This is a genomic window from Geodermatophilus sp. SYSU D00965, assembly GCF_054050075.1.
In genome coordinates this window covers 110,847-128,943 of the sequence record NZ_JBJGYQ010000007.1, presented here as the reverse complement: position 1 = coordinate 128,943, position 18,097 = coordinate 110,847, and the positions used below count along the sequence as shown (strand labels likewise).

The following is an 18,097-nucleotide window of genomic DNA, read 5'->3' as shown; positions in this document are numbered from 1 at the left end:
TGGTACCGACACCACCACCGAGCCGCCCCGGGAGGCACCGTGCCGCCGTCCGCCCGCCGGGAGCTGGCCGAGTTCCTCCGCTCCCGCCGTCGCCAGGTCGACCCCCGCGAGGCCGGCCTGCCCGCCGGCGGAGCCCGTCGCACCCCGGGGCTGCGGCGTGAGGAGGTCGCGCTGCTGTCGGGGGTGAGCCACACCTGGTACACGTGGCTGGAGCAGGGCCGCGACATCCGCCCCTCCCGGCAGGTCGTCGACGCGCTCGCCCGCACGCTGCGGATGTCGCCGGCCGAGCACGAGTACGTCCGGCGCCTGGCCGGGCACGGCGGCACTCCCCCGGCGACCGACCCCGAGGGCATGCCCGCCCACGTGCAGCGGCTGCTGGACGCCCTCGGCCCCTCCCCCGCCTACGTCATCACGCCGAGCTGGTCGATCGTCGGCTGGAACCTCGCCTACGAGCGGCTCTACCCCGGCGTCGCCGCCGTCCCGCCGGCCGACCGCAACCTGCTCTGGCTGGTCTTCACCGACCCGGCCGTGCGCGAGCTGCTCGGCGACTGGACCACCGACAGCCGCCGGTTCCTCACCCAGTTCCGCGCCGAGGTCGGGCCGCGGCTGGCCGACCGGGAGGTCGTCGACCTCGTCGCCCGGCTGGAGGCGGCCAGTCCGCACTTCCGGGCCGGCTGGGCCAGTCACGACGTCGACCGGTTCAGCTCCTCGGAGCGGCGCTTCGAGCACCCGGTCGTCGGCACGCTGCTGCTCGAGCACCACCAGCTGACCCCCGCGGACGCGCCGGGCCTGCAGATGGTCGTCTACACCGCCGCCGAGGGCAGCGACGCCCCGGAGAAGCTGACCCGGCTGGCCGGCGCCGACCGTCTGGGAGGATGAGCAGCCGTGGTCGCTCCCGCCCGGTTGCGGATGAGCCGGACGGCGATGCTCCCGGTCGCCTTCCTCTTCATCTGCGCCGTCCCACTCGCCTTCGCCGCGCCCTGGACGCCGGTGTTCCTGCTGGTGCCCGTCCTCGTCGCGCTGTGGGTGCTCCGCGTCGGCGTCGACATCGGGGACGACGGCATCACGGTGCGCTCCCTCGCCGGCCGGTGCCGGGTGCCCTGGGCGGAGCTGGCGGGCATCCGGGTCGCCGACCGCGGCGAGCTGTGGCTCGTGACCACCCGCGGCACGCAGGTGCGCCTCCCGGTGCTGCGGGCCGCCGACCTGCCCCGGCTGGCCGCGCTGTCCGGCGGACGGATCCCGGATCCCGCCTGAGCCGGGGGCTTTTTGCATGACCATTCACGGCCGTGCATACTCTTACCCGTGTCCAAGGTGCTCACGTCCCTGCCCGTCGGCGAGCGCGTCGGGATCGCCTTCTCCGGCGGCCTCGACACCTCCGTAGCGGTCGCGTGGATGCGCGACAAGGGGGCGGAGCCGTGCACCTACACCGCGGACATCGGCCAGTACGACGAGCCCGACATCGGCTCGGTGCCCGGCCGCGCCACCGCCTACGGCGCGGAGGTCGCCCGGCTGGTCGACTGCCGGGCGGCGCTGGTCGAGGAGGGCCTGGCCGCGCTGACCTGCGGGGCGTTCCACATCCGCTCCGGCGGCCGCGCGTACTTCAACACCACCCCGCTCGGCCGGGCGGTCACCGGCACCCTGCTGGTCCGGGCCATGCTCGAGGACGACGTCCAGATCTGGGGTGACGGCTCGACCTTCAAGGGCAACGACATCGAGCGGTTCTACCGCTACGGCCTGCTGGCCAACCCGTCCCTGCGGATCTACAAGCCCTGGCTGGACGCCGACTTCGTCAACGAACTCGGCGGCCGCAAGGAGATGTCGGAGTGGCTGGTCGCCCACGGCCTGCCGTACCGGGACAGCGCGGAGAAGGCCTACTCCACCGACGCCAACATCTGGGGCGCCACCCACGAGGCCAAGACCCTCGAGCACCTCGACACCGGCATCGAGACCGTCGAGCCGATCATGGGCGTGCGGTTCTGGGACCCCGACGTCGACATCGCCCCCGAGGACGTCACGATCGGCTTCGCGCAGGGCCGGCCGGTGACGATCAACGGCAAGGAGTTCGCCTCCCCGGTCGACCTGGTGCTCGAGGCCAACGCCATCGGCGGCCGGCACGGCCTGGGCATGTCCGACCAGATCGAGAACCGCATCATCGAGGCCAAGAGCCGGGGCATCTACGAGGCGCCGGGCATGGCGCTGCTGCACACGGCCTACGAGCGGCTGGTCAACGCCATCCACAACGAGGACACCCTCGCCACGTACCACAGCGAGGGACGGCGGCTGGGCCGGCTGCTCTACGAGGGCCGCTGGCTGGACCCCCAGGCGCTGATGCTGCGGGAGTCGCTGCAGCGCTGGGTCGGGACGGCGATCACCGGCGAGGTCACCCTGCGGCTGCGGCGCGGCGAGGACTACTCGGTCCTCGACACCGCAGGCCCGGCGTTCAGCTACCACCCGGACAAGCTGTCCATGGAGCGGACCGAGGACTCCGCCTTCGGGCCGGTGGACCGGATCGGCCAGCTGACCATGCGCAACCTGGACATCGCCGACTCCCGCGCCAAGCTCGAGCAGTACGCGGCGATCGGCATGGTGGACAGCTCGCACGCGGCGCTGGTCGGCCCGCTGCGCGAGGGCGGCGCCGAGGCGATCGCCTCCCGCGGCGCGGTCTCCGCCGAGGACGAGCTGCTCGACCGCGCCGCGATGGAGTCCGGGACCGACTGATCCGCTAGTACGACGCGACGACGTTCACCAGCGGCTCGCCGGCCAGCACCCGCGCCAGCTGGTCGGTGACCGCGGCCGCGGCGCGCTCGTTGGTCCCCGGCACGTTGCCCGCGACGTGCGGGGTGAGCAGCAGGCCCGGAGCCGACCACAGCGGGTGGCCGTCCGGCAGGGGCTCGGGGTCGGTGACGTCGAGGGCCGCCCGCAGCCGCCCCGACCGCAGCTCGGCCAGCAGCGCGGCGGTGTCCACGACCACCCCGCGGGCGGCGTTGACCAGCAGCGCGCCGTCCCGCATGGCGGCAAGGAACGCGGCGTCGACCAGGCCGGTGGTCTCCTCGGTCACCGGCACGAGGACCGCCACGACGTCGGCCTCCGGCAGCAGCCGCGGCAGCTCGTCGGTGCCGTGCACGCCCTCCCGGGCGGTGCGGGCCACGTAGGTCAGCTCGGCGTCGAACCCGGCCAGCACCCGGCCGACGGTGCGGCCGATGTCCCCGGCGCCGACCACCAGCACCCGCGCGCCGACGACGCTGCCGTGCGTCCGCGGGGCCCAGCGGCCGGCGTCCTGCGCGCGGACGAACTCCGGGATGCCGCGCTGGGCGGCCAGGATCGCGGTGACCACCCACTCCGCCGTGGACGGCGTGTGCGCGCCGCGGGCGTTGCAGAGGACGACGCCCTCGGGCAGCCGGCCGGCGAAGCGCTCCGCGCCGGCGCTGAGCAGCTGCACCAGCCGCAGGCGCGGCAGCGCGGCCAGGAAGCCGTCGGGGACGCCGGTCCCGCCGCCGGGGACCCACACCTGCGCCTGCGCCGCCTCCCCGGTCGGCGGGCCGTCCGCCGGGGTCACCCGGTGGGCGCGGACCCGCGGCGACACCTCCTCCACGGCAGCGGCGAGGGCCGAGGAGGGGACGAGCACGTGCAGGGTCTCGTCCGGGCCGACGATGTGGGGAGCGGCGGTCTGGGAGGTCACGGCCCCCGACCCTAGGAGGACGCCCTCGCCCCCCACCGTGGGAGGACCCCGTCCTCCTCACCCCTCGCACGCTCGGGGTGAGCCTCGGGCGGGGCCGGCGGCGGGACCCTGCAGGGGGCCGACCACCGCGGGCGGCGGGCCCGGGACGGGCCCAGCCGCCGCACGTACTGTTCTGGTGTGGGTCAGCGCAGCAGACGGGTGGGCGGTCTCGTCGGCGCGGCCCTGCTGAGCGTCGTCCTGGCCGGGTGCGGCAGCGGCGGCTACGAGCCGTCGGGCCCGTTCCGGCCGCTGCCGGAGGGTCCCCCGCCGCAGGTCGGGCCGCCGACCGAGTCGACCCAGCCGCCCTCGCCCGGCGACCCCGCCGAACCGAACTCCGGCGAGGAGGGCGGCGACCCCAACGTCGTGGCCTCGGGGCTGACCGTCCCCACCGGCCTGGTCGTGCTGCCCGACGGCAGCGCCGTCGTCGGCGAACGCGAGACCGGGCGGCTGCTGCACGTCTTCCCGGACCGCTCCCCCGCCGAGGAGCTCATGACCGTCAGCGGCATCGACACCGCCGGCGACGGCGGGCTGCTCGGCCTGGCCCTCTCCCCGACCTTCGCCGAGGACGGCCTGCTCTACGCCTACGTCTCCACCGCGACCGACAACCGCGTGGTCCGCTTCCCGATCGGCGGCACGCCCAACCCGGTGCTCACCGGCATCCCGCGCGGTGAGACGCACAACGGCGGCGGGCTGCTGTTCGGCCTCGACGGCACGCTCTACGTGGGCACCGGCGACACCGGCAACGCGGGCCTGGCCCAGGACCCCGCCTCGCTGGCGGGCAAGGTGCTGCACGTCGACGTGTTCGGCCAGCCGATCGCCGCCGACGGCCCGGTCTTCAGTCAGGGCCACCGGGACGTGACGGCGCTGTGCCTCGGCGGGGACGAGACCCTCTTCGCCACCGACGACGCGGCCGAGGGACCCGACGAGCTGAACGCGCTCACCGAGGACGCCGACTACGGCTGGCCCGAGGACCGGCCCGGCAGCGCCCGCCCCGTCGTCGAGATCCCGGCCGCCGAGGGCGGACTGGGCGGCTGCGCGGTCTCCGGCCGCACGATCTTCCTCGGGGCGCTCGACGGCAAGCGCGTGCACGCCGTCGCACTGGACCCCACCGGCACCGCCGTCGAGGAGCCGACCGCGTTCCTCACCGACCGGTACGGGCGGCTGCGGACCGTCGTCCTCGACGCCGAGGGCGCGCTGTGGATCACCACGTCCAACCGCGACGGGATCGGCACGCCCGCCGAGGACGACGACAAGGTGCTGCGGATCCTCCCGCCCGGCGGCTCCTCCGACTCTCCCTTGTGAGGTGTCGTGCCCGAGTGGGCCCCGGAGGGGTCCGCGAAGGGCGCGACGAGTGGGCCCCGCTCCGCTCGACCGGGGGAACGGCGCCGGGCCGCGGTGGCCGAGAGGAGCGGGGCCCGCAGGGTCCCCGACGAACGGCCGGGTGGGCTCAGCTCACCCGGGGGAACGGCACCTGGCCGCGGTGGCCGAGAGGAGCGGGGCCCGCAGGGTCCCCGACGAACGGCCGGGTGGGCTCAGCTCACCGGGGGAACGGCACCTGGCCGCGGTGCGGTCCGGAGGACCGCAGTGTCACAGCAGGCGCTCCTCGAGCATGCGCTTCACCGTCGCGGCGTCGGCCTTGCCGCGGGTGGCCTTCATGACCGCGCCCACCAACGCGCCGAGCGCCTGCACCTTGCCGCCCTGCACCTTGGCGACGACGTCCGGCGCCCCGGCGATCGCCGCGTCGACGGCGGCCACGAGCTCGTCGGACTCCCCCATCACCGCCAGGCCGCGGGCCTGGACGACCTGCCCCGGGTCGCCCTCGCCGGCCAGCACGCCGTCCAGTGCCTGACGGGCGAGCTGGTCGTTGACCGTGCCCGCCGCGACCAGCGCGGTGAGCTCGGCGACCTGCCGCGGGGTGACGGCCAGCTCGGCGAGCTCGACGCCGGCGTCGTTGGCCCGGCGGGCCAGCTCGCCCAGCCACCACTTGCGGGCGTCGGCCGGGGTCGCGCCGGCGGCGACGGTGGCGTCGACCAGGTCGACCGCACCGGCGTTGGCGATCCAGGCCATCTCGGTGGCCGACAGGCCCCACTCCTCCTGCAGCCGCTTGCGCCGCGCGGCGGGCAGCTCGGGCAGCCCGGCGGCGATCTTCTCCACCCACTCGGCGTCCGGCGCGACCGGCACCAGGTCCGGCTCGGGGAAGTACCGGTAGTCGGTGGCCTCCTCCTTGCTCCGCCCCGGCGAGGTGCTGCCGGTGTCCTCGTGGAAGTGCCGGGTCTCCTGCAGCACCCGCCCGCCGCCGTCCAGGACGGCGGCCTGCCGGCGCATCTCGTAGCGGACCGCGCGCTCCACCGACCGCAGCGAGTTGACGTTCTTGGTCTCGGTGCGGGTACCCCACTCGAGGCTGCCGATCGGCGCCAGCGAGGTGTTCACGTCGCAGCGCAGGCTGCCCTGCTCCATGCGGACGTCGGAGGCGCCGAGGGTCTGGATGATGTCGCGCAATTCGGTGACGTAGGCGCGGGCCACCTCGGGGGCCTTGGCGCCGGCGCCCGGGATCGGCCGGGTGACGATCTCGACCAGCGGGATCCCGGCCCGGTTGAAGTCGACCAGCGAGTAGTCGGCCCCGTGGATCCGCCCCGTGGCCCCACCCACGTGCAGGTTCTTGCCGGTGTCCTCCTCGAGGTGCACCCGCTCGATCTCCACGCGGTAGGTCTCGCCGTCCACCTCGACGTCGAGGTGCCCGGCGGTGCACAGCGGCTCGTCGTACTGGCTGGTCTGGAAGCCCTTCGGGATGTCCGGGTAGAAGTAGTTCTTCCGGGCGAAGCGGCACCAGCCGGCGATCCGGCAGCCCAGGGCCAGCCCGATGCGGATGGTCGCCTCGATCGCCGCCGCGTTGGCCACCGGCAGCGAGCCGGGCAGGCCCAGGCACACCGGGCAGGTCTGCGTGTTCGGGTCGGCGCCGAAGGTGGTGGCGCAGCCGCAGAACATCTTCGACGCGGTGCCCAGCTCGACGTGGGTCTCCAGGCCGATGACCGGCTCGTAGCGGGTGAGGACCTCGTCGTAGTCGACCAGGCGCTCCCCGGTCTGGGTGGTGGTCACTTCCGGTTGCCCTCCTTCGGGCCGGTGCTGCGGCCGCTCAGCCACGCACCGAGGGCGGTCAGCAGGCCCAGGACGATGAAGACGGCGAAGAACGCCTCGCCGGTCGCGATCCAGCCGACCAGGCCCACGACGACGACGAACGCGGTGAGGGCCCAGGCTGCCTTGAGCGGCCCGTTCACGCGCGTGCCTCCTGCGTCGTCCGCCGTCCCAGCTCGTCGAGGAGCCGGTGCCCGCGGGCGGCGTCCAGCGCGGCCTCGACCGCGGCGGCGACCCGGTAGCAGCGGTCGTCGGCCAGCGCGGGGGCCATCACCTGGAAGCCGACCGGCAGGCCGTCGGACAGTCCGCACGGCACCGAGATCGCCGGGAGCCCGGCCAGGCTGGCCGGCAGGGTGCACAGGTCGGCGGCGTACATGGCCAGCGGGTCGTCGACGCGGGCGCCGATCGGCCACGCCACCGTCGGGCTGGTGGGGCTGACCAGGACGTCGACGTCGCCGAAGGCGGCGGTGAAGTCGCGGGTGATCAGCGTCCGGACCTTCTGCGCCTGCCCGTAGTAGGCGTCGTAGTAGCCGGCCGACAGCGCGTAGGTGCCGAGGATGATCCGGCGCTTGACCTCCGGGCCGAAGCCCTCGTCGCGGGTCAGCGACATGACCTCCTCGAGGGAGTGCCGGCCGTCGTCGGCGACCCGCAGCCCGAAGCGCATGCCGTCGAAGCGGGCCAGGTTGGACGACGCCTCGCTCGGCGCGATCAGGTAGTACGCCGGCAGGGCCAGGTCGAACGACGGGCAGGAGACCTCGCGGACCTCGGCGCCCATGCCCTCCAGCAGGGTGACGGTCTCCCGGACGCGGTCGAGCACCCCGGCCTCGTAGCCGTCGGTGTGCCCCTCGCCACCCAGCTCCCGGACGACGCCGACGCGCAGGCCGGCGAGCTCGCCGCGGGCCCCTTCCTGGGCGGCCTTCACCAGCACCGGCACCGGGGCGTCGATGCTCGTGGAGTCCCGCGGGTCGTGCCCGCCGATCGCCTCGTGCAGGACGGCGGCGTCGACGACGGTGCGCGCCATCGGCCCGGCCTGGTCGAGGCTGGAGGAGAAGGCGATCAGCCCGAAGCGCGAGACCGAGCCGTAGGTCGGCTTGTGCCCGACCAGCCCGGTGACCGCGGCCGGCTGGCGGATCGAGCCACCGGTGTCGGTGCCGAGCGCCCACGGGGCCAGGCCGCCGGCGACCGCCGCCGACGAGCCGCCGGAGGAGCCGCCGGGGATGCGGTCGGTGTCCCACGGGTTGCGGGTGGGCCGGTAGGCGGAGTTCTCGGTGGACGAGCCCATGGCGAACTCGTCCATGTTGGTCTTGCCCAGCAGCACCGTGCCGGCGTCCTTGAGCCGCGCGGCCACGGTGGCGTCGTACGGCGGCCGCCAGCCCTCGAGGATCTTCGAGCCGCTGGTGGTGGGTACGCCCGCAGTGACGAAGACGTCCTTGAGCGCGACGGGCAGGCCGGCCAGCGGGCCGAGCTCCTGCCCCGCGATGCGGGCGGCGTCGATCTCGCCGGCGCGGGCCAGCGCGGCCTCGGCGTCGACGTGCAGGTAGGCGCCGATGACGTCGTCCTCGGCGGCGATCCGGTCGAGGTAGGCGCGGGTCAGCTCGACGGAGCTGACCTCACCGGCGGCCAGCCGGCGGCCGAGCTCGGCCGCGTCGACGGTGGTGAGCTCCATCGTCACTCCTCCTCCCCGAGGATCTGCGGCACGCGGAAGCGGTCGTCCTCCGCCGCCGGCGCCTCGGCGAGGACGACGTCCCGCGGCAGGCTCGGCATCACGACGTCGGGCCGCGTGACGTTGGTCAGCGGGACCGCGTGGGTCATCGGCGGGACGTCCTCGACGTCGGCCTTGCCGACCTGGGCCACCGCGTCGAGCACCGCGCTCAGCTGACCGGCGAAGTGGTCGAGCTCCTCGTCGCTCAGCGCCAGCCGCGACAACCGCGCCAGGTGGGCGACGTCCTCACGCCCGAGGCCGGCGACGCCATCGCGCCCGGGGCCGGTGGCGCCCGGCGCCGGATCGGCGGCGTCCCGCGCGGCGGCGGTTTCCTTCGGAGAGGGGGTGCTCATGCTCTGGCGGAACTCCACTTCGGCGGCGTCTCGTCGGGCCGCTTGGGGACCGGGATCCAACCCCGCCACTGTACGTGGGGCCTCTGAGGGCCGGTCGGGTCCTTCCGTGCCGGAGGGGGCCTCTCGACCACCGGCCGGTCGATGCGGGAAGCTGACCGGGCCCGCGATCGACGGAGATCGGCCCGCACCCCCGCCACGGAGGAACCGTGTCCTATCTCCTGCGGCTGGTCGTCCCCGACCGTCCCGGCATCCTCGGCGCCGTCGCCACCGCGCTCGGCACCGCCGGGATCGACATCGTCTCCGTCGACGTGCTCGAGCGCGGCGGCGGCGTGGCCGTCGACGACATCGTGGTCGACCTGCCGCCCGACCGGCTCCCCGACAGCCTGATCACCGCCGCCCAGGCCGTGGACGGCGTGCAGGTGGAGTCGCTGCGGCCGTTCGCCGGGCCGCTGGACACCCACCGCGAGCTGGAGCTGCTCGAGTCGCTGGCCCGGGCCGCCGACGGCACCGCAGTGAAGCTGCTCGCCGCCGAACTCCCCCGCGTCTTCCACAGCGGCTGGGCCGCGGTGCTGTACGCCGACGCCGCGGGAACCGCCTGCGAGGTGCTGGCCGCCTCCGACGCCGCGCCGACCTTCGACGGGATGGCGTTGCCGTGGTTGCCGCTGCCCGCGCCGCGGCTGCTGCCCAGCGACGACGACTGGCTGCCCGAACGGTGGCAGGAGATGGCCATCGAGATGATGGCCGTCCCGTTCGGCAGCCCGGCGACGGCGGTGGTGCTCGGGCGGTCGGGTGGACCGGCCTATCGGCGGTCGGAGTTGCTCCGCCTGGTGCACCTCACCGGGATCGCGGCGAGCGTGGCGCACCTGCCGCCGGCCTGAAGAAGGACCCTCCTGCCCCCCGCCACTGGCAGGCTCGCGGCGGGCCCCTGCAGGAGGGCCATCGGTGAGGACACCGCCGCTCGGCCGGCGGTCAGGCCCCCGCGGGCTCGCTGCCGTCGCCGATCGTGGCCACCGCGCGAGCGGCGTCCGGCCCGTCGTCGAGCAGCACCTGGAAGCCGTCGTCGTCCAGGATCGGCGCCTTCACCTGCACCGCCTTGTCGTACTTGCTCCCCGGGTCGGCGCCCACGACGACGAAGCCGGTCTTCTTGCTGACCGAGCCGGTGACCTTGCCACCGCGCTCCTGGATCGCCGCGATCGCCTGGTCGCGGCTGTAGTCGCGCAGGGAGCCGGTGACGACGACGGTGATCCCGGTCAGCGGCCCGGGCCCGGCCGCCTCGCCCTCGTCGGCCATCCGGACACCGGCCGCCCGCCACTTCTCGACCACCTCGCGGTGCCAGTCCACGGCGAACCAGTCGCGAACCGACTGCGCGATCGTCGGGCCGACCCCGTCGGCGGCGGCGAGCTCCTCCTCGGAGGCCTCGGCGATCCGGTGCAGCGAGCGGAAGTCACGGGCCAGCGCCTGGGCGGCAGTCGGCCCGACGTGCCGGATCGACAGCGCGACCAGGACGCGCCACAGCGGGACGTCCTTGCGGGTCTGCAGGTTGGCCAACAGCTTGCGGCCGTTGGCCGAGAGCGTGCCGTCCTTCTTCGTGAAGAACGCCGTCCGCTCCAGCTTCTCCTCGTCGAGGGTGAAGACGTCGCCCTCGTCCTGCAGGAGGTGGCTGTCCAGCAGCGCGATCGCCGCCTCGTAGCCGAGCACCTCGATGTCAAACGCACCACGCCCGGCGACGTGGAACACCCGCTCCCGCAGCTGCGCCGGGCAGGAGCGGGCGTTGGGGCAGCGGATGTCGGCGTCACCCTCCTTCTCCGGCCGCAGCTCGGTGCCGCACTCCGGGCAGTGCGTCGGCATGACGAACTCGCGCTCCTCGCCGGTGCGCGCGGCCACCACCGGCCCGAGGACCTCGGGGATCACGTCGCCGGCCTTGCGGATGACGACGGTGTCGCCGATCAGCACGCCCTTGCGCTTGACCTCGCTCGCGTTGTGCAGCGTGGCCAGCTGCACCGTCGACCCGGCGACCTTGACCGGCTCCATGAACGCGAACGGTGTCACCCGCCCGGTCCGCCCGACGTTGACCCGGATGTCGAGCAGCTTGGTGGTCGCCTCCTCCGGCGGGTACTTGAAGGCGATCGCCCACCGCGGCGCGCGGGACGTCGACCCGAGCCGGCGCTGCAGCGCGATCTGGTCGACCTTGACGACGACGCCGTCGATCTCGTGCTCCACCGAGTGCCGCTGCTCCCGGTATCGCTCGATGTAGGCCCACACGCCCTCGAGGTCGTCGACCACCTCGTAGCGGGAGCTCACCGGCAGCCCGAGCTCCCGCAGCCGCTCGTAGGCGGCCGACTGGTACTCGGGGGCCAGGCCGTCGCGGGCGCCCAGCCCGTGCACGACCATCCGCAGCGGGCGGCTCGCGGTGATGCGGGGGTCCTTCTGCCGCAGGGAACCCGCGGCGGCGTTGCGCGGGTTGGCGAACGGCGCCTTGCCCTGCTCCACGATCGCGGCGTTGAGGTCGGCGAAGGCGGCGACCGGGAAGTAGATCTCACCCCGGACCTCGAGCAGCTCGGGCACGTCCGCCCCCGTCAGCTGCTGCGGGACGTCCTGCATCGTGCGGACGTTGGCCGTGACGTCCTCGCCGGTGACGCCGTCGCCCCGGGTGGCGGCGCGCACCAGCCGGCCCCGCTCGTAGAGCAGCGCCACCGCCAGGCCGTCCACCTTCAGCTCGCACAGGTAGCGGGCCGCCGTGCCCACCTCGCGATCGACGCGGGCGGCCCACGCCGACAGCTCGTCGCTGCTGAACGCGTTGTCCAGGCTCTGCATCCGCTCCAGGTGCTGGACCGGGGCGAACGTCGCGGTGAACCCGCCGTTGACCTTCTGGCTCGGCGAGTCGGGGGTGACCAGGGCCGGGTGCTCGGCCTCGATGGCCTTGAGCTCGGCCATCCGCTCGTCGTACTGGCCGTCGCTGACCAGCGGCGCGTCCTGCACGTAGTAGGCGAACGCGTACCGGTCGAGCTCCTCGGAGAGGTCGCGGTGGCGGGTGCGCGCCTCGTCGGGGACCTCGGTGAGGTCCTCCCGCTCGGCGGCGACGGCCACCTCCGGGGCGTCGACCGACTCGTCCAGCTCGGCTTCCGTGGTCACGGCGAAACGGTATCCGGCAGCTCCGACAGCCGACCCGTCGTTCCCCCAGGCGTGTGCGTCACTCCGGGAGCAGGTACCGCGCCGCCTCGCGCACGTGGGTCATCGCCGTCCGGGCGTAGGAGGGCGTCGCGCCGGCCAGCCCGCACGCGGGCGTGAGCGTGACCGCGGTGTGCAGCTGATCGGCCGGGAAGCCGAGTTCACGCCACCAGGCCTGCACCCGGGAGGCGGTCGCCCTCGGCGCCGGCAGGGTCGTGTCGGTGCCCGGGACGACGCCGGGCAGCAGGTAGGTGCCCGCGTCGACGGCGGTGCCGACGGCGTCGAGGTCCTGCACCAGGCCCAGGTCGAAGGACACCCCCGCAGCACCGGCGTTGCGGAACAGCTGCAGCGGCGCGCGGCTCGCGCAGCAGTGCACCACGACGGGCACCGGCAGCGCCGCGACGACGGCGGCCAGCTCCTGCTCGACCACGGGGGGCGCGACGGCGGGCAGCTTGCCGAAGCCGCTGACGGTGGGCAGCGCGCCCTGCAGCACGGCGGGCACCGAGGGCTCGTCCAGCTGCACCACGACGCGGGCCCGCGGCACCCGGGCGGCAACGGCGGCCACGTGGGCGGCCAGTCCCTCGGCGAGCGACTGCCCGAGGTCGCGGCGCGCGCCCGGGTCGACGACGGCGCGGTCACCCCGGGTCCGCTCCAGCGCGGCGGCGAGCGTCCACGGCCCGGCGGCCTGCACCTTGAACGGCCCGTCGTGGCCCTCGGCGACGTCGTGCAGGGCGTCGAGGTCGCGCGCGAGGAACTCCTGCGCCCTCCGCAGGTCGATCCCCGGACGCGGCACCAGCCGCCATCCCGCCGGGGTCAGCTCGACGGCGAGGTCGACCAGCAGCGCGGCGCTGCGCCCGACCAGGTCGGCACCGGCGCCGCGGCCGGGCAGCTCCGGCAGGTGCGGGAACTCCGGCAGCTCCCCGGTGACGACCCGCAGCGCCTCGGCGGGATCGGGGAAGGGCAGGGAGCCGACGCCGGTGGCGGGGCCCCACGTGGTCGGGGTCGCGGGATCGTCGGCGGTGGGGTCGCTGGGCGAGACGGGGTCGATCGGCGAGGCCACGACGTCGACGCTAGTCGCGCGGCCCCGGCGGGGGTCCGGCCCCCGGCAGGGTCCCGGCCCCGTCCCGGGCACCGCCCCGAGCTCGCGAGGGGTGGGGAGGACGGGGTCCTGCAACGAGCGGCCGGGCCGGGGTCCTACTTCAGGGGCCGGGGGGCTCCTTCAGGCGGGGACGGCGCGCGCGGTGGCGACCACCGTGCCCTGGCCCAGCACCAGGTCACCCCGGTGAGCGTCGGGCAGGTACAGCACCGCGGACTGCCCCGGCGCCACGCCGCGCTGCTCGGCGTCCAGCCGCAGCCGCAGGCCGCCGTCCTCCCCCGCGGTCGCCTCGCACGGCACCGGCGCGCCGTGGGCGCGCAGCTGCACCTCGGCGCGGAACGGCAGGTCCGGCGCCCGGCCGGTCCAGGTGGGGGCCGCCGTACGCACCTCGGTGACCCCGGTGAGGTCGGCGGTGCCGATGGTGACCGTGCGGGTCACCGGCTCGATGCCGAGCACGTACCGCGGCCGGGAGTCCCCCACGGCCACGCCGAGCCCCCGCCGCTGCCCGACGGTGAAGCCGTGCGTGCCGGCGTGCTGCCCCACCGTGGCGCCGGTGGCCGCGTCGACGACCGGGCCGGCCTGCTCCCCCAGCCGCCGGGCGAGGAAGCCGCGGGTGTCGCCGTCCGGGATGAAGCAGATGTCGTGCGAGTCGGCCTTGGTCGCGACGGCGAAACCGCGCTCGGCGGCGATCTCCCGGACCCGCTGCTTGGTCATCGACCCGAGCGGGAAGACCGCGCCGGCCAGCTGCTCGGCCGTGAGGACGGCGAGCACGTAGGACTGGTCCTTGCCGGCGTCGACCGACCGCCGCAGCTCACCGCCGGCCAGCCGCGCGTGGTGGCCGGTGACGACGGCGTCGAAGCCCAGCGCCCGCGCCCGGTCGAGCACCGCGGCGAACTTGATCTTCTCGTTGCAGCGCAGGCAGGGGTTGGGCGTGCGCCCGGCGGCGTACTCGGCGACGAAGTCCTCTACGACGTCCTCGGTGAACCGCTCGGCGAGGTCCCAGACGTAGAACGGGATGCCGAGCTCGTCGGCGACCCGCCGGGCGTCGTGCGCGTCCTCGACGCTGCAGCAGCCGCGGGCTCCGCTGCGCAGGGTCTGCCGGTCCGGCGAGAGCGCCAGGTGCACCCCGGTGACGTCGTGCCCGGCGTCCACGGCCAGGGCCGCCGCGACCGCCGAGTCCACGCCGCCGCTCATCGCGGCGAGCAGGCGCACTAGCGGTCCCCTCGCCCCAGGCCGGCCCGGCGCGCCCGCTCCACCACCGGCCCGATCACCTCGAGCACCGCGTCGACGTCGGCGTCGGCCGACGTGTGCCCGAAGGAGAAGCGCAGCGAGCTGCGGGCCCGGTCGGTGTCGGCGCCCACGGCCAGCAGCACGTGGCTGGGCCGCGCGACGCCGGCGCTGCAGGCCGACCCGGTGGAGCACTCCACCCCGCGGGCGTCGAGCAGCATGAGCAGCGCGTCGCCCTCCGCGCCCGGGAAGGACAGGTGGGCGTTGCCCGGCAGCCGGCCCGGGCCGCCCGCGACGGCGTCGTCCAGCGGGGCGCCGTTGAGCTGCACGTCGGGCACCTGCGCCATCACCCCGGCCACGAGCCGGTCGCGCAGCGCCGCCAGCCGCACGGCCCGCTCCGCGCGGGTGCCGACGGCGGTCGTCGTGGCCACCTGCAGCCCGACGATGGCGGCGACGTCGAGGGTCCCCGACCGCACGTCGCGCTCCTGCCCGCCCCCGTGCATCAGCGGGGTGCACTCGGCGTCGCGGCGCAGCAGCAGCACGCCGGCGCCCATCGGGCCGCCCAGCTTGTGCCCGGTCATGGTCAGCGCGTCGACGCCGCTGGCCCCGAAGTCGACCGGCACCTGCCCGACGGCCTGCACGGCGTCGGTGTGCAGCGGGACGCCGACGGCGTGCGCGACCTCGGCCAGCGCGGCCAGGTCGCTCACCGTGCCGATCTCGTTGTTGGCCCACATGACGCTGGCCACCGCGACGTCCTCGCCGTCGCCAAGCGCTGCGGCCAGCGCCTCCGGGGACACCCGGCCGGTGGACTCGACGGGCAGCCAGGTGACGTCGGCGCCGTCGTGCTTGGCCAGCCACTCGACGCTGTCGAGGACGGCGTGGTGCTCGGCGGGGCTGACCACGATCCGGCGGCGGCGGGAGTCGGCGTCGCGACGGGCCCAGAACAGCCCCTTGACCGCGAGGTTGTCGCTCTCGGTGCCGCCGCCGGTGAAGAGCACCTCCGACGGCCGGGCGCCCAGGGCCTCGGCCAGCCGCTCACGGGACTGCTCGGCGGCGCGCCGCGCGGCGCGGCCGCTGGCGTGCAGCGAGGAGGCGTTGCCCACGCGGCCCAGCTGCTCGGTCATCGCAGCGAGCACCTCGGGCAGCACCGGCGTGGTCGCCGCGTGGTCGAGGTAGGTCATGACGCAGCAAGAGTAGTCGCGGGCGAGCCGGCGGCCTCCCCGGCCGGGGCGGCCGCCCGCGGGGCCACGACCGCGCCGACGACGGCCAGCCCGGTGAGGGCCGCCGCGGCGACGCCCACCGCGCCCGGCAGCGGCAGCAGCGCCGCGGTGGCCGCGGCGACGAGCACCCCGACCAGCCCGACGCACAGGGCCGACCCGGTGACGTCGGCGATCTGGAACGCCGCCGAGTCCGCGCCCCGCCGGTGCTCCGGCGACTGCGCGAGCAGCAGCACGCCGACGCTGGGCATGCCCAGCCCCATGCCGAACCCGGCGACCGCCCAGGTCAGGTAGGCCGGCCACCCGCCGACCCCCGGGACGGCGACCAGCGCGCTGGCGCCGACGCCCACGGCCAGCAGCGCGAAGCCGGCGCGCAGCAGCCGGCCCCGGGACACCGCGGGGTGGCGGCCCTGCAGCTGCGACGCGGTCGCCCAGCCGACCGCACCGGCGGTCAGCGGCAGGCCGGCGGCGGTGGGGCTGAAGCCGTGCAGCTGGGTGAGGGCGAGCGGCAGCAGCACGTCCATCCCGAAGAACGCCCCGGCCAGCAGGCCGCGGGCGCCGACGACGGCCGGCAGCCCGGCCCGCGCGCGGACGACGCCGGCGGGCAGCAGCCGCCGCAGCCCGAGGGCGAGCGCGACCAGCCCTCCGACGGCCGGCGCCACGGCGGCCAGGTCCAGCCGCTGGCCGGCGACCTGGAGGGCGCCGATCCCGACCCCGGCCAGCGCCGCCCAGGCCGTGCGGGCCCGCCCGCCCGGGGCGCCCGACGCCGCCGGCGCGGCCACGTCCCCCGGCGCGGCTACGTCCCCCGGCGCGGTGAGGTCCCGCAGCGCCGGCAGCACCAGCAGCAGGCTCACCGCGACCAGCGGCAGCAGGCCGAGGAACACCCAGCGCCAGCTGGCGTGCGTGGTGACCAGCCCGGCGACCAGCGGACCGACCAGCGCCGGGAGCACCCAGGCCGCGGAGATGGCGCCGAACAGCCGGGGCCGCAGTGCGGCCTCGTAGGCCTGCCCCGCGACGACGTAGAGCGAGACCGCGATCAGCCCGCCGCCGAGACCCTGCACGACGCGGGCGGCCACCAGCAGCGCCATGGTCCCGGCCAGGCCAGCGGCGAGCAGCCCGGCGCCGAACACGGCGACGCCGGCGACCAGCGCCGTCCGGGGGCCGCGCCGGTCGCCGAGCTCGCCGCCCACCACCATCCCGACGACCGAGGCCACCAGGTAGGCGGTGAACGGCCAGCCGTACCAGGCCAGCCCGTCGAGCTCGGCGACCACCGTCGGCATCGCCGTCCCGACGGCCATGGCCTCGAACGCGACGAGGGTGACCAGCAGGAGCAGCCCGGCCGTCGGCAACCGGTGCCGACGGTCGAACAGCCCCGCTCCGCTCTCCGCCACGTCCACCTCTCCGCCAACCGTCACCCGCGGCCACGGCTTCCCGGACCCCGGACACACGTCGGGCGCCGCCCCCGGTGAGGGAGCGGCGCCCGATCGCGGCCTGCGACCGCTCAGCCGCGGCGCGCGGTGATCAGCTCGGTGGCCTGCGGGACGACGGTGTTGAGGTCGCCGACGACGCCGAAGTCGGCCAGCTCGAAGATCGGGGCCTCGGGGTCCTTGTTGACCGCGACGATCGTCTTCGAGGTCTGCATGCCGGCCCGGTGCTGGATCGCGCCGGAGATGCCGACGGCGATGTAGAGCTGTGGCGAGACGGTCTTGCCGGTCTGCCCGACCTGGAAGGTGTGCGGGTAGAAGCCGGAGTCCACCGCCGCGCGGGAGGCGCCGACGGCCGCGCCGAGGGAGTCGGCGAGCGCCTCGATGATGGAGAAGTTCTCCGCCGAGGCCACGCCGCGGCCGCCGGAGACGACGATCGAGGCCTCGGTCAGCTCCGGCCGTGAGGACTTCTGCTCGACCACGCGGTCGACCACCCGGGTGGCCTTCGCCGCGTCGGAGAGCTGCACGGTCACCTGCTCCTCGGCCGCGGCGGCCGGGGCGGGCTCGGGGGTGACCGAGTTGCCGCGGACGGTGTAGATCGGCGTCCCGGTGGTGACGCGCGAGTGCACGATCGTCGCGCCGGCGAAGGCGACCTGGGTCGCGGTGCCGTCGGCGGCGATCTCGGTGACGTCGGTGAGGAAGCCGCTGCCGGTCTTGACCGCGACCCGGGCGGCGACCTCCTTGCCCTCCTGCGAGGAGGGGACGACCACCGCGGCCGGGGACGTCGAGGTCACCAGCTGCGCGAGCACCTCGGCCTTGGGCGCGACGAGGAACTCGTCGACCTCCGGCGACTCGGCGACGTAGACCTTCGCCGCGCCGTACTCGGCCAGCTGCGCCTTCGCGGCGGAGGCGGAGCCGGGCGCGCCGACGACGACCGCGGAGGGCTCACCCAGTGCGCGGGCGGCGGTCAGCGCCTCCAGCGTGGTCTTGCGGACGCCGTCACCGGTGGGGTTGAGCTCGACGAGGACCAGGACCTCAGCCATGGGGATTGCCTCTCTCC

At 75.5% G+C, this 18,097-nt stretch carries 16 protein-coding genes; 5 read left to right on the top strand and 11 right to left on the bottom strand.

Features of this window, described 5'->3' with window-relative positions; genetic code table 11:
- Window positions 1-39 precede the first annotated feature (39 nt).
- Genes ACI789_RS08805 through argG form a run of 3 tightly spaced genes read left to right on the top strand, consistent with a single transcriptional unit; the run spans window position 40 to window position 2,718 of the window.
- Window positions 40-879 (top strand): helix-turn-helix transcriptional regulator, encoded by an 840-nt coding sequence (locus ACI789_RS08805; RefSeq protein ID WP_457008099.1) that lies wholly within the window; start codon window positions 40-42, stop codon window positions 877-879.
- 6 nt (window positions 880-885) lie between these two features.
- Window positions 886-1,254, top strand: a complete 369-nt coding sequence (locus ACI789_RS08800) for a PH domain-containing protein (RefSeq protein WP_457008097.1) — start codon at window positions 886-888, stop codon at window positions 1,252-1,254.
- A gap of 48 nt (window positions 1,255-1,302) precedes the next feature.
- Complete coding sequence (gene argG, locus ACI789_RS08795; RefSeq protein WP_457008095.1) at window positions 1,303-2,718, top strand: argininosuccinate synthase; 1,416 nt, start codon at window positions 1,303-1,305, stop codon at window positions 2,716-2,718.
- Between the two features lie 4 nt (window positions 2,719-2,722).
- Here the strand turns inward: argG and ACI789_RS08790 are convergent, their stop codons facing one another.
- Window positions 2,723-3,679, bottom strand: a complete 957-nt coding sequence (locus ACI789_RS08790; RefSeq protein ID WP_457008093.1) for a 2-hydroxyacid dehydrogenase — start codon at window positions 3,677-3,679, stop codon at window positions 2,723-2,725.
- A 198-nt stretch (window positions 3,680-3,877) separates the two neighbouring features.
- On the opposite strand from ACI789_RS08790, the gene ACI789_RS08785 reads away from it, so the two are divergent.
- The gene (locus tag ACI789_RS08785) at window positions 3,878-5,020 is read left to right on the top strand and encodes a PQQ-dependent sugar dehydrogenase (protein ID WP_457008091.1); all 1,143 of its coding nucleotides are present in this window, start codon (window positions 3,878-3,880) and stop codon (window positions 5,018-5,020) included.
- A 285-nt stretch (window positions 5,021-5,305) separates the two neighbouring features.
- Here ACI789_RS08785 and gatB read toward each other — a convergent pair whose 3' ends face one another.
- Genes gatB through gatC form a run of 4 tightly spaced genes read right to left on the bottom strand, consistent with a single transcriptional unit; the run spans window position 5,306 to window position 8,905 of the window.
- Window positions 5,306-6,814, bottom strand: coding sequence for an Asp-tRNA(Asn)/Glu-tRNA(Gln) amidotransferase subunit GatB (gene gatB, locus ACI789_RS08780; RefSeq protein WP_457008089.1), 1,509 nt, complete (start codon window positions 6,812-6,814; stop codon window positions 5,306-5,308).
- Window positions 6,811-6,993 carry a hypothetical protein gene (locus ACI789_RS08775; RefSeq protein WP_456918572.1) on the bottom strand — a complete coding sequence of 61 codons (183 nt, stop codon included), beginning with the start codon at window positions 6,991-6,993 and terminating at the stop codon, window positions 6,811-6,813. The genes gatB and ACI789_RS08775 overlap by 4 nt, the downstream gene beginning before the upstream one ends.
- Entirely contained in the window at window positions 6,990-8,516 is a 1,527-nt protein-coding gene (gene gatA, locus ACI789_RS08770) for an Asp-tRNA(Asn)/Glu-tRNA(Gln) amidotransferase subunit GatA (RefSeq protein WP_457008087.1), read from the bottom strand. Before gatA ends, ACI789_RS08775 begins: the two co-directional genes overlap by 4 nt.
- A gap of 2 nt (window positions 8,517-8,518) precedes the next feature.
- Window positions 8,519-8,905: an Asp-tRNA(Asn)/Glu-tRNA(Gln) amidotransferase subunit GatC gene (gene gatC, locus ACI789_RS08765; RefSeq protein ID WP_457008085.1), complete on the bottom strand. Its 387-nt coding sequence runs from the start codon at window positions 8,903-8,905 to the stop codon at window positions 8,519-8,521.
- Between the two features lie 206 nt (window positions 8,906-9,111).
- Here gatC and ACI789_RS08760 point away from each other — a divergent pair, with 206 nt between their 5' ends.
- Window positions 9,112-9,783, top strand: a complete 672-nt coding sequence (locus ACI789_RS08760) for an ACT domain-containing protein (RefSeq protein ID WP_457008083.1) — start codon at window positions 9,112-9,114, stop codon at window positions 9,781-9,783.
- 91 nt (window positions 9,784-9,874) lie between these two features.
- Here the strand turns inward: ACI789_RS08760 and ligA are convergent, their stop codons facing one another.
- The 6 genes from ligA to ACI789_RS08730 all read right to left on the bottom strand — a co-directional run bounded on the left by ligA (window position 9,875) and on the right by ACI789_RS08730 (window position 18,080).
- A complete protein-coding gene (gene ligA / locus ACI789_RS08755; protein WP_457008081.1) occupies window positions 9,875-12,037 on the bottom strand; it encodes an NAD-dependent DNA ligase LigA in 2,163 nt (720 codons plus the stop codon).
- A 58-nt stretch (window positions 12,038-12,095) separates the two neighbouring features.
- Complete coding sequence (locus ACI789_RS08750; protein ID WP_457008079.1) at window positions 12,096-13,133, bottom strand: methionine synthase; 1,038 nt, start codon at window positions 13,131-13,133, stop codon at window positions 12,096-12,098.
- Between the two features lie 159 nt (window positions 13,134-13,292).
- Complete coding sequence (mnmA, locus tag ACI789_RS08745; protein WP_457008078.1) at window positions 13,293-14,381, bottom strand: tRNA 2-thiouridine(34) synthase MnmA; 1,089 nt, start codon at window positions 14,379-14,381, stop codon at window positions 13,293-13,295.
- Entirely contained in the window at window positions 14,381-15,577 is a 1,197-nt protein-coding gene (locus ACI789_RS08740; RefSeq protein ID WP_457008076.1) for a cysteine desulfurase family protein, read from the bottom strand. The genes mnmA and ACI789_RS08740 overlap by 1 nt, the downstream gene beginning before the upstream one ends.
- Complete coding sequence (locus ACI789_RS08735) at window positions 15,574-17,004, bottom strand: MFS transporter (protein WP_457008074.1); 1,431 nt, start codon at window positions 17,002-17,004, stop codon at window positions 15,574-15,576. The genes ACI789_RS08740 and ACI789_RS08735 overlap by 4 nt, the downstream gene beginning before the upstream one ends.
- 110 nt (window positions 17,005-17,114) lie before the next feature.
- Window positions 17,115-18,080 (bottom strand): electron transfer flavoprotein subunit alpha/FixB family protein, encoded by a 966-nt coding sequence (locus ACI789_RS08730; RefSeq protein WP_457008072.1) that lies wholly within the window; start codon window positions 18,078-18,080, stop codon window positions 17,115-17,117.
- Window positions 18,081-18,097: the final 17 nt, after the last annotated feature.

Excerpts from the sequence above, each read along its gene's own strand:
- gatA (WP_457008087.1), bottom strand. The coding sequence starts at position 8,516 with ATGGAGCTCACCACCGTCGACGCGGCCGAGCTCGGCCGCCGGCTGGCC.
- gatC (WP_457008085.1), bottom strand. The coding sequence starts at position 8,905 with ATGAGCACCCCCTCTCCGAAGGAAACCGCCGCCGCGCGGGACGCCGCC.
- ACI789_RS08730 (WP_457008072.1), bottom strand. The coding sequence starts at position 18,080 with ATGGCTGAGGTCCTGGTCCTCGTCGAGCTCAACCCCACCGGTGACGGC.
- ACI789_RS08740 (WP_457008076.1), bottom strand. The coding sequence starts at position 15,577 with ATGACCTACCTCGACCACGCGGCGACCACGCCGGTGCTGCCCGAGGTG.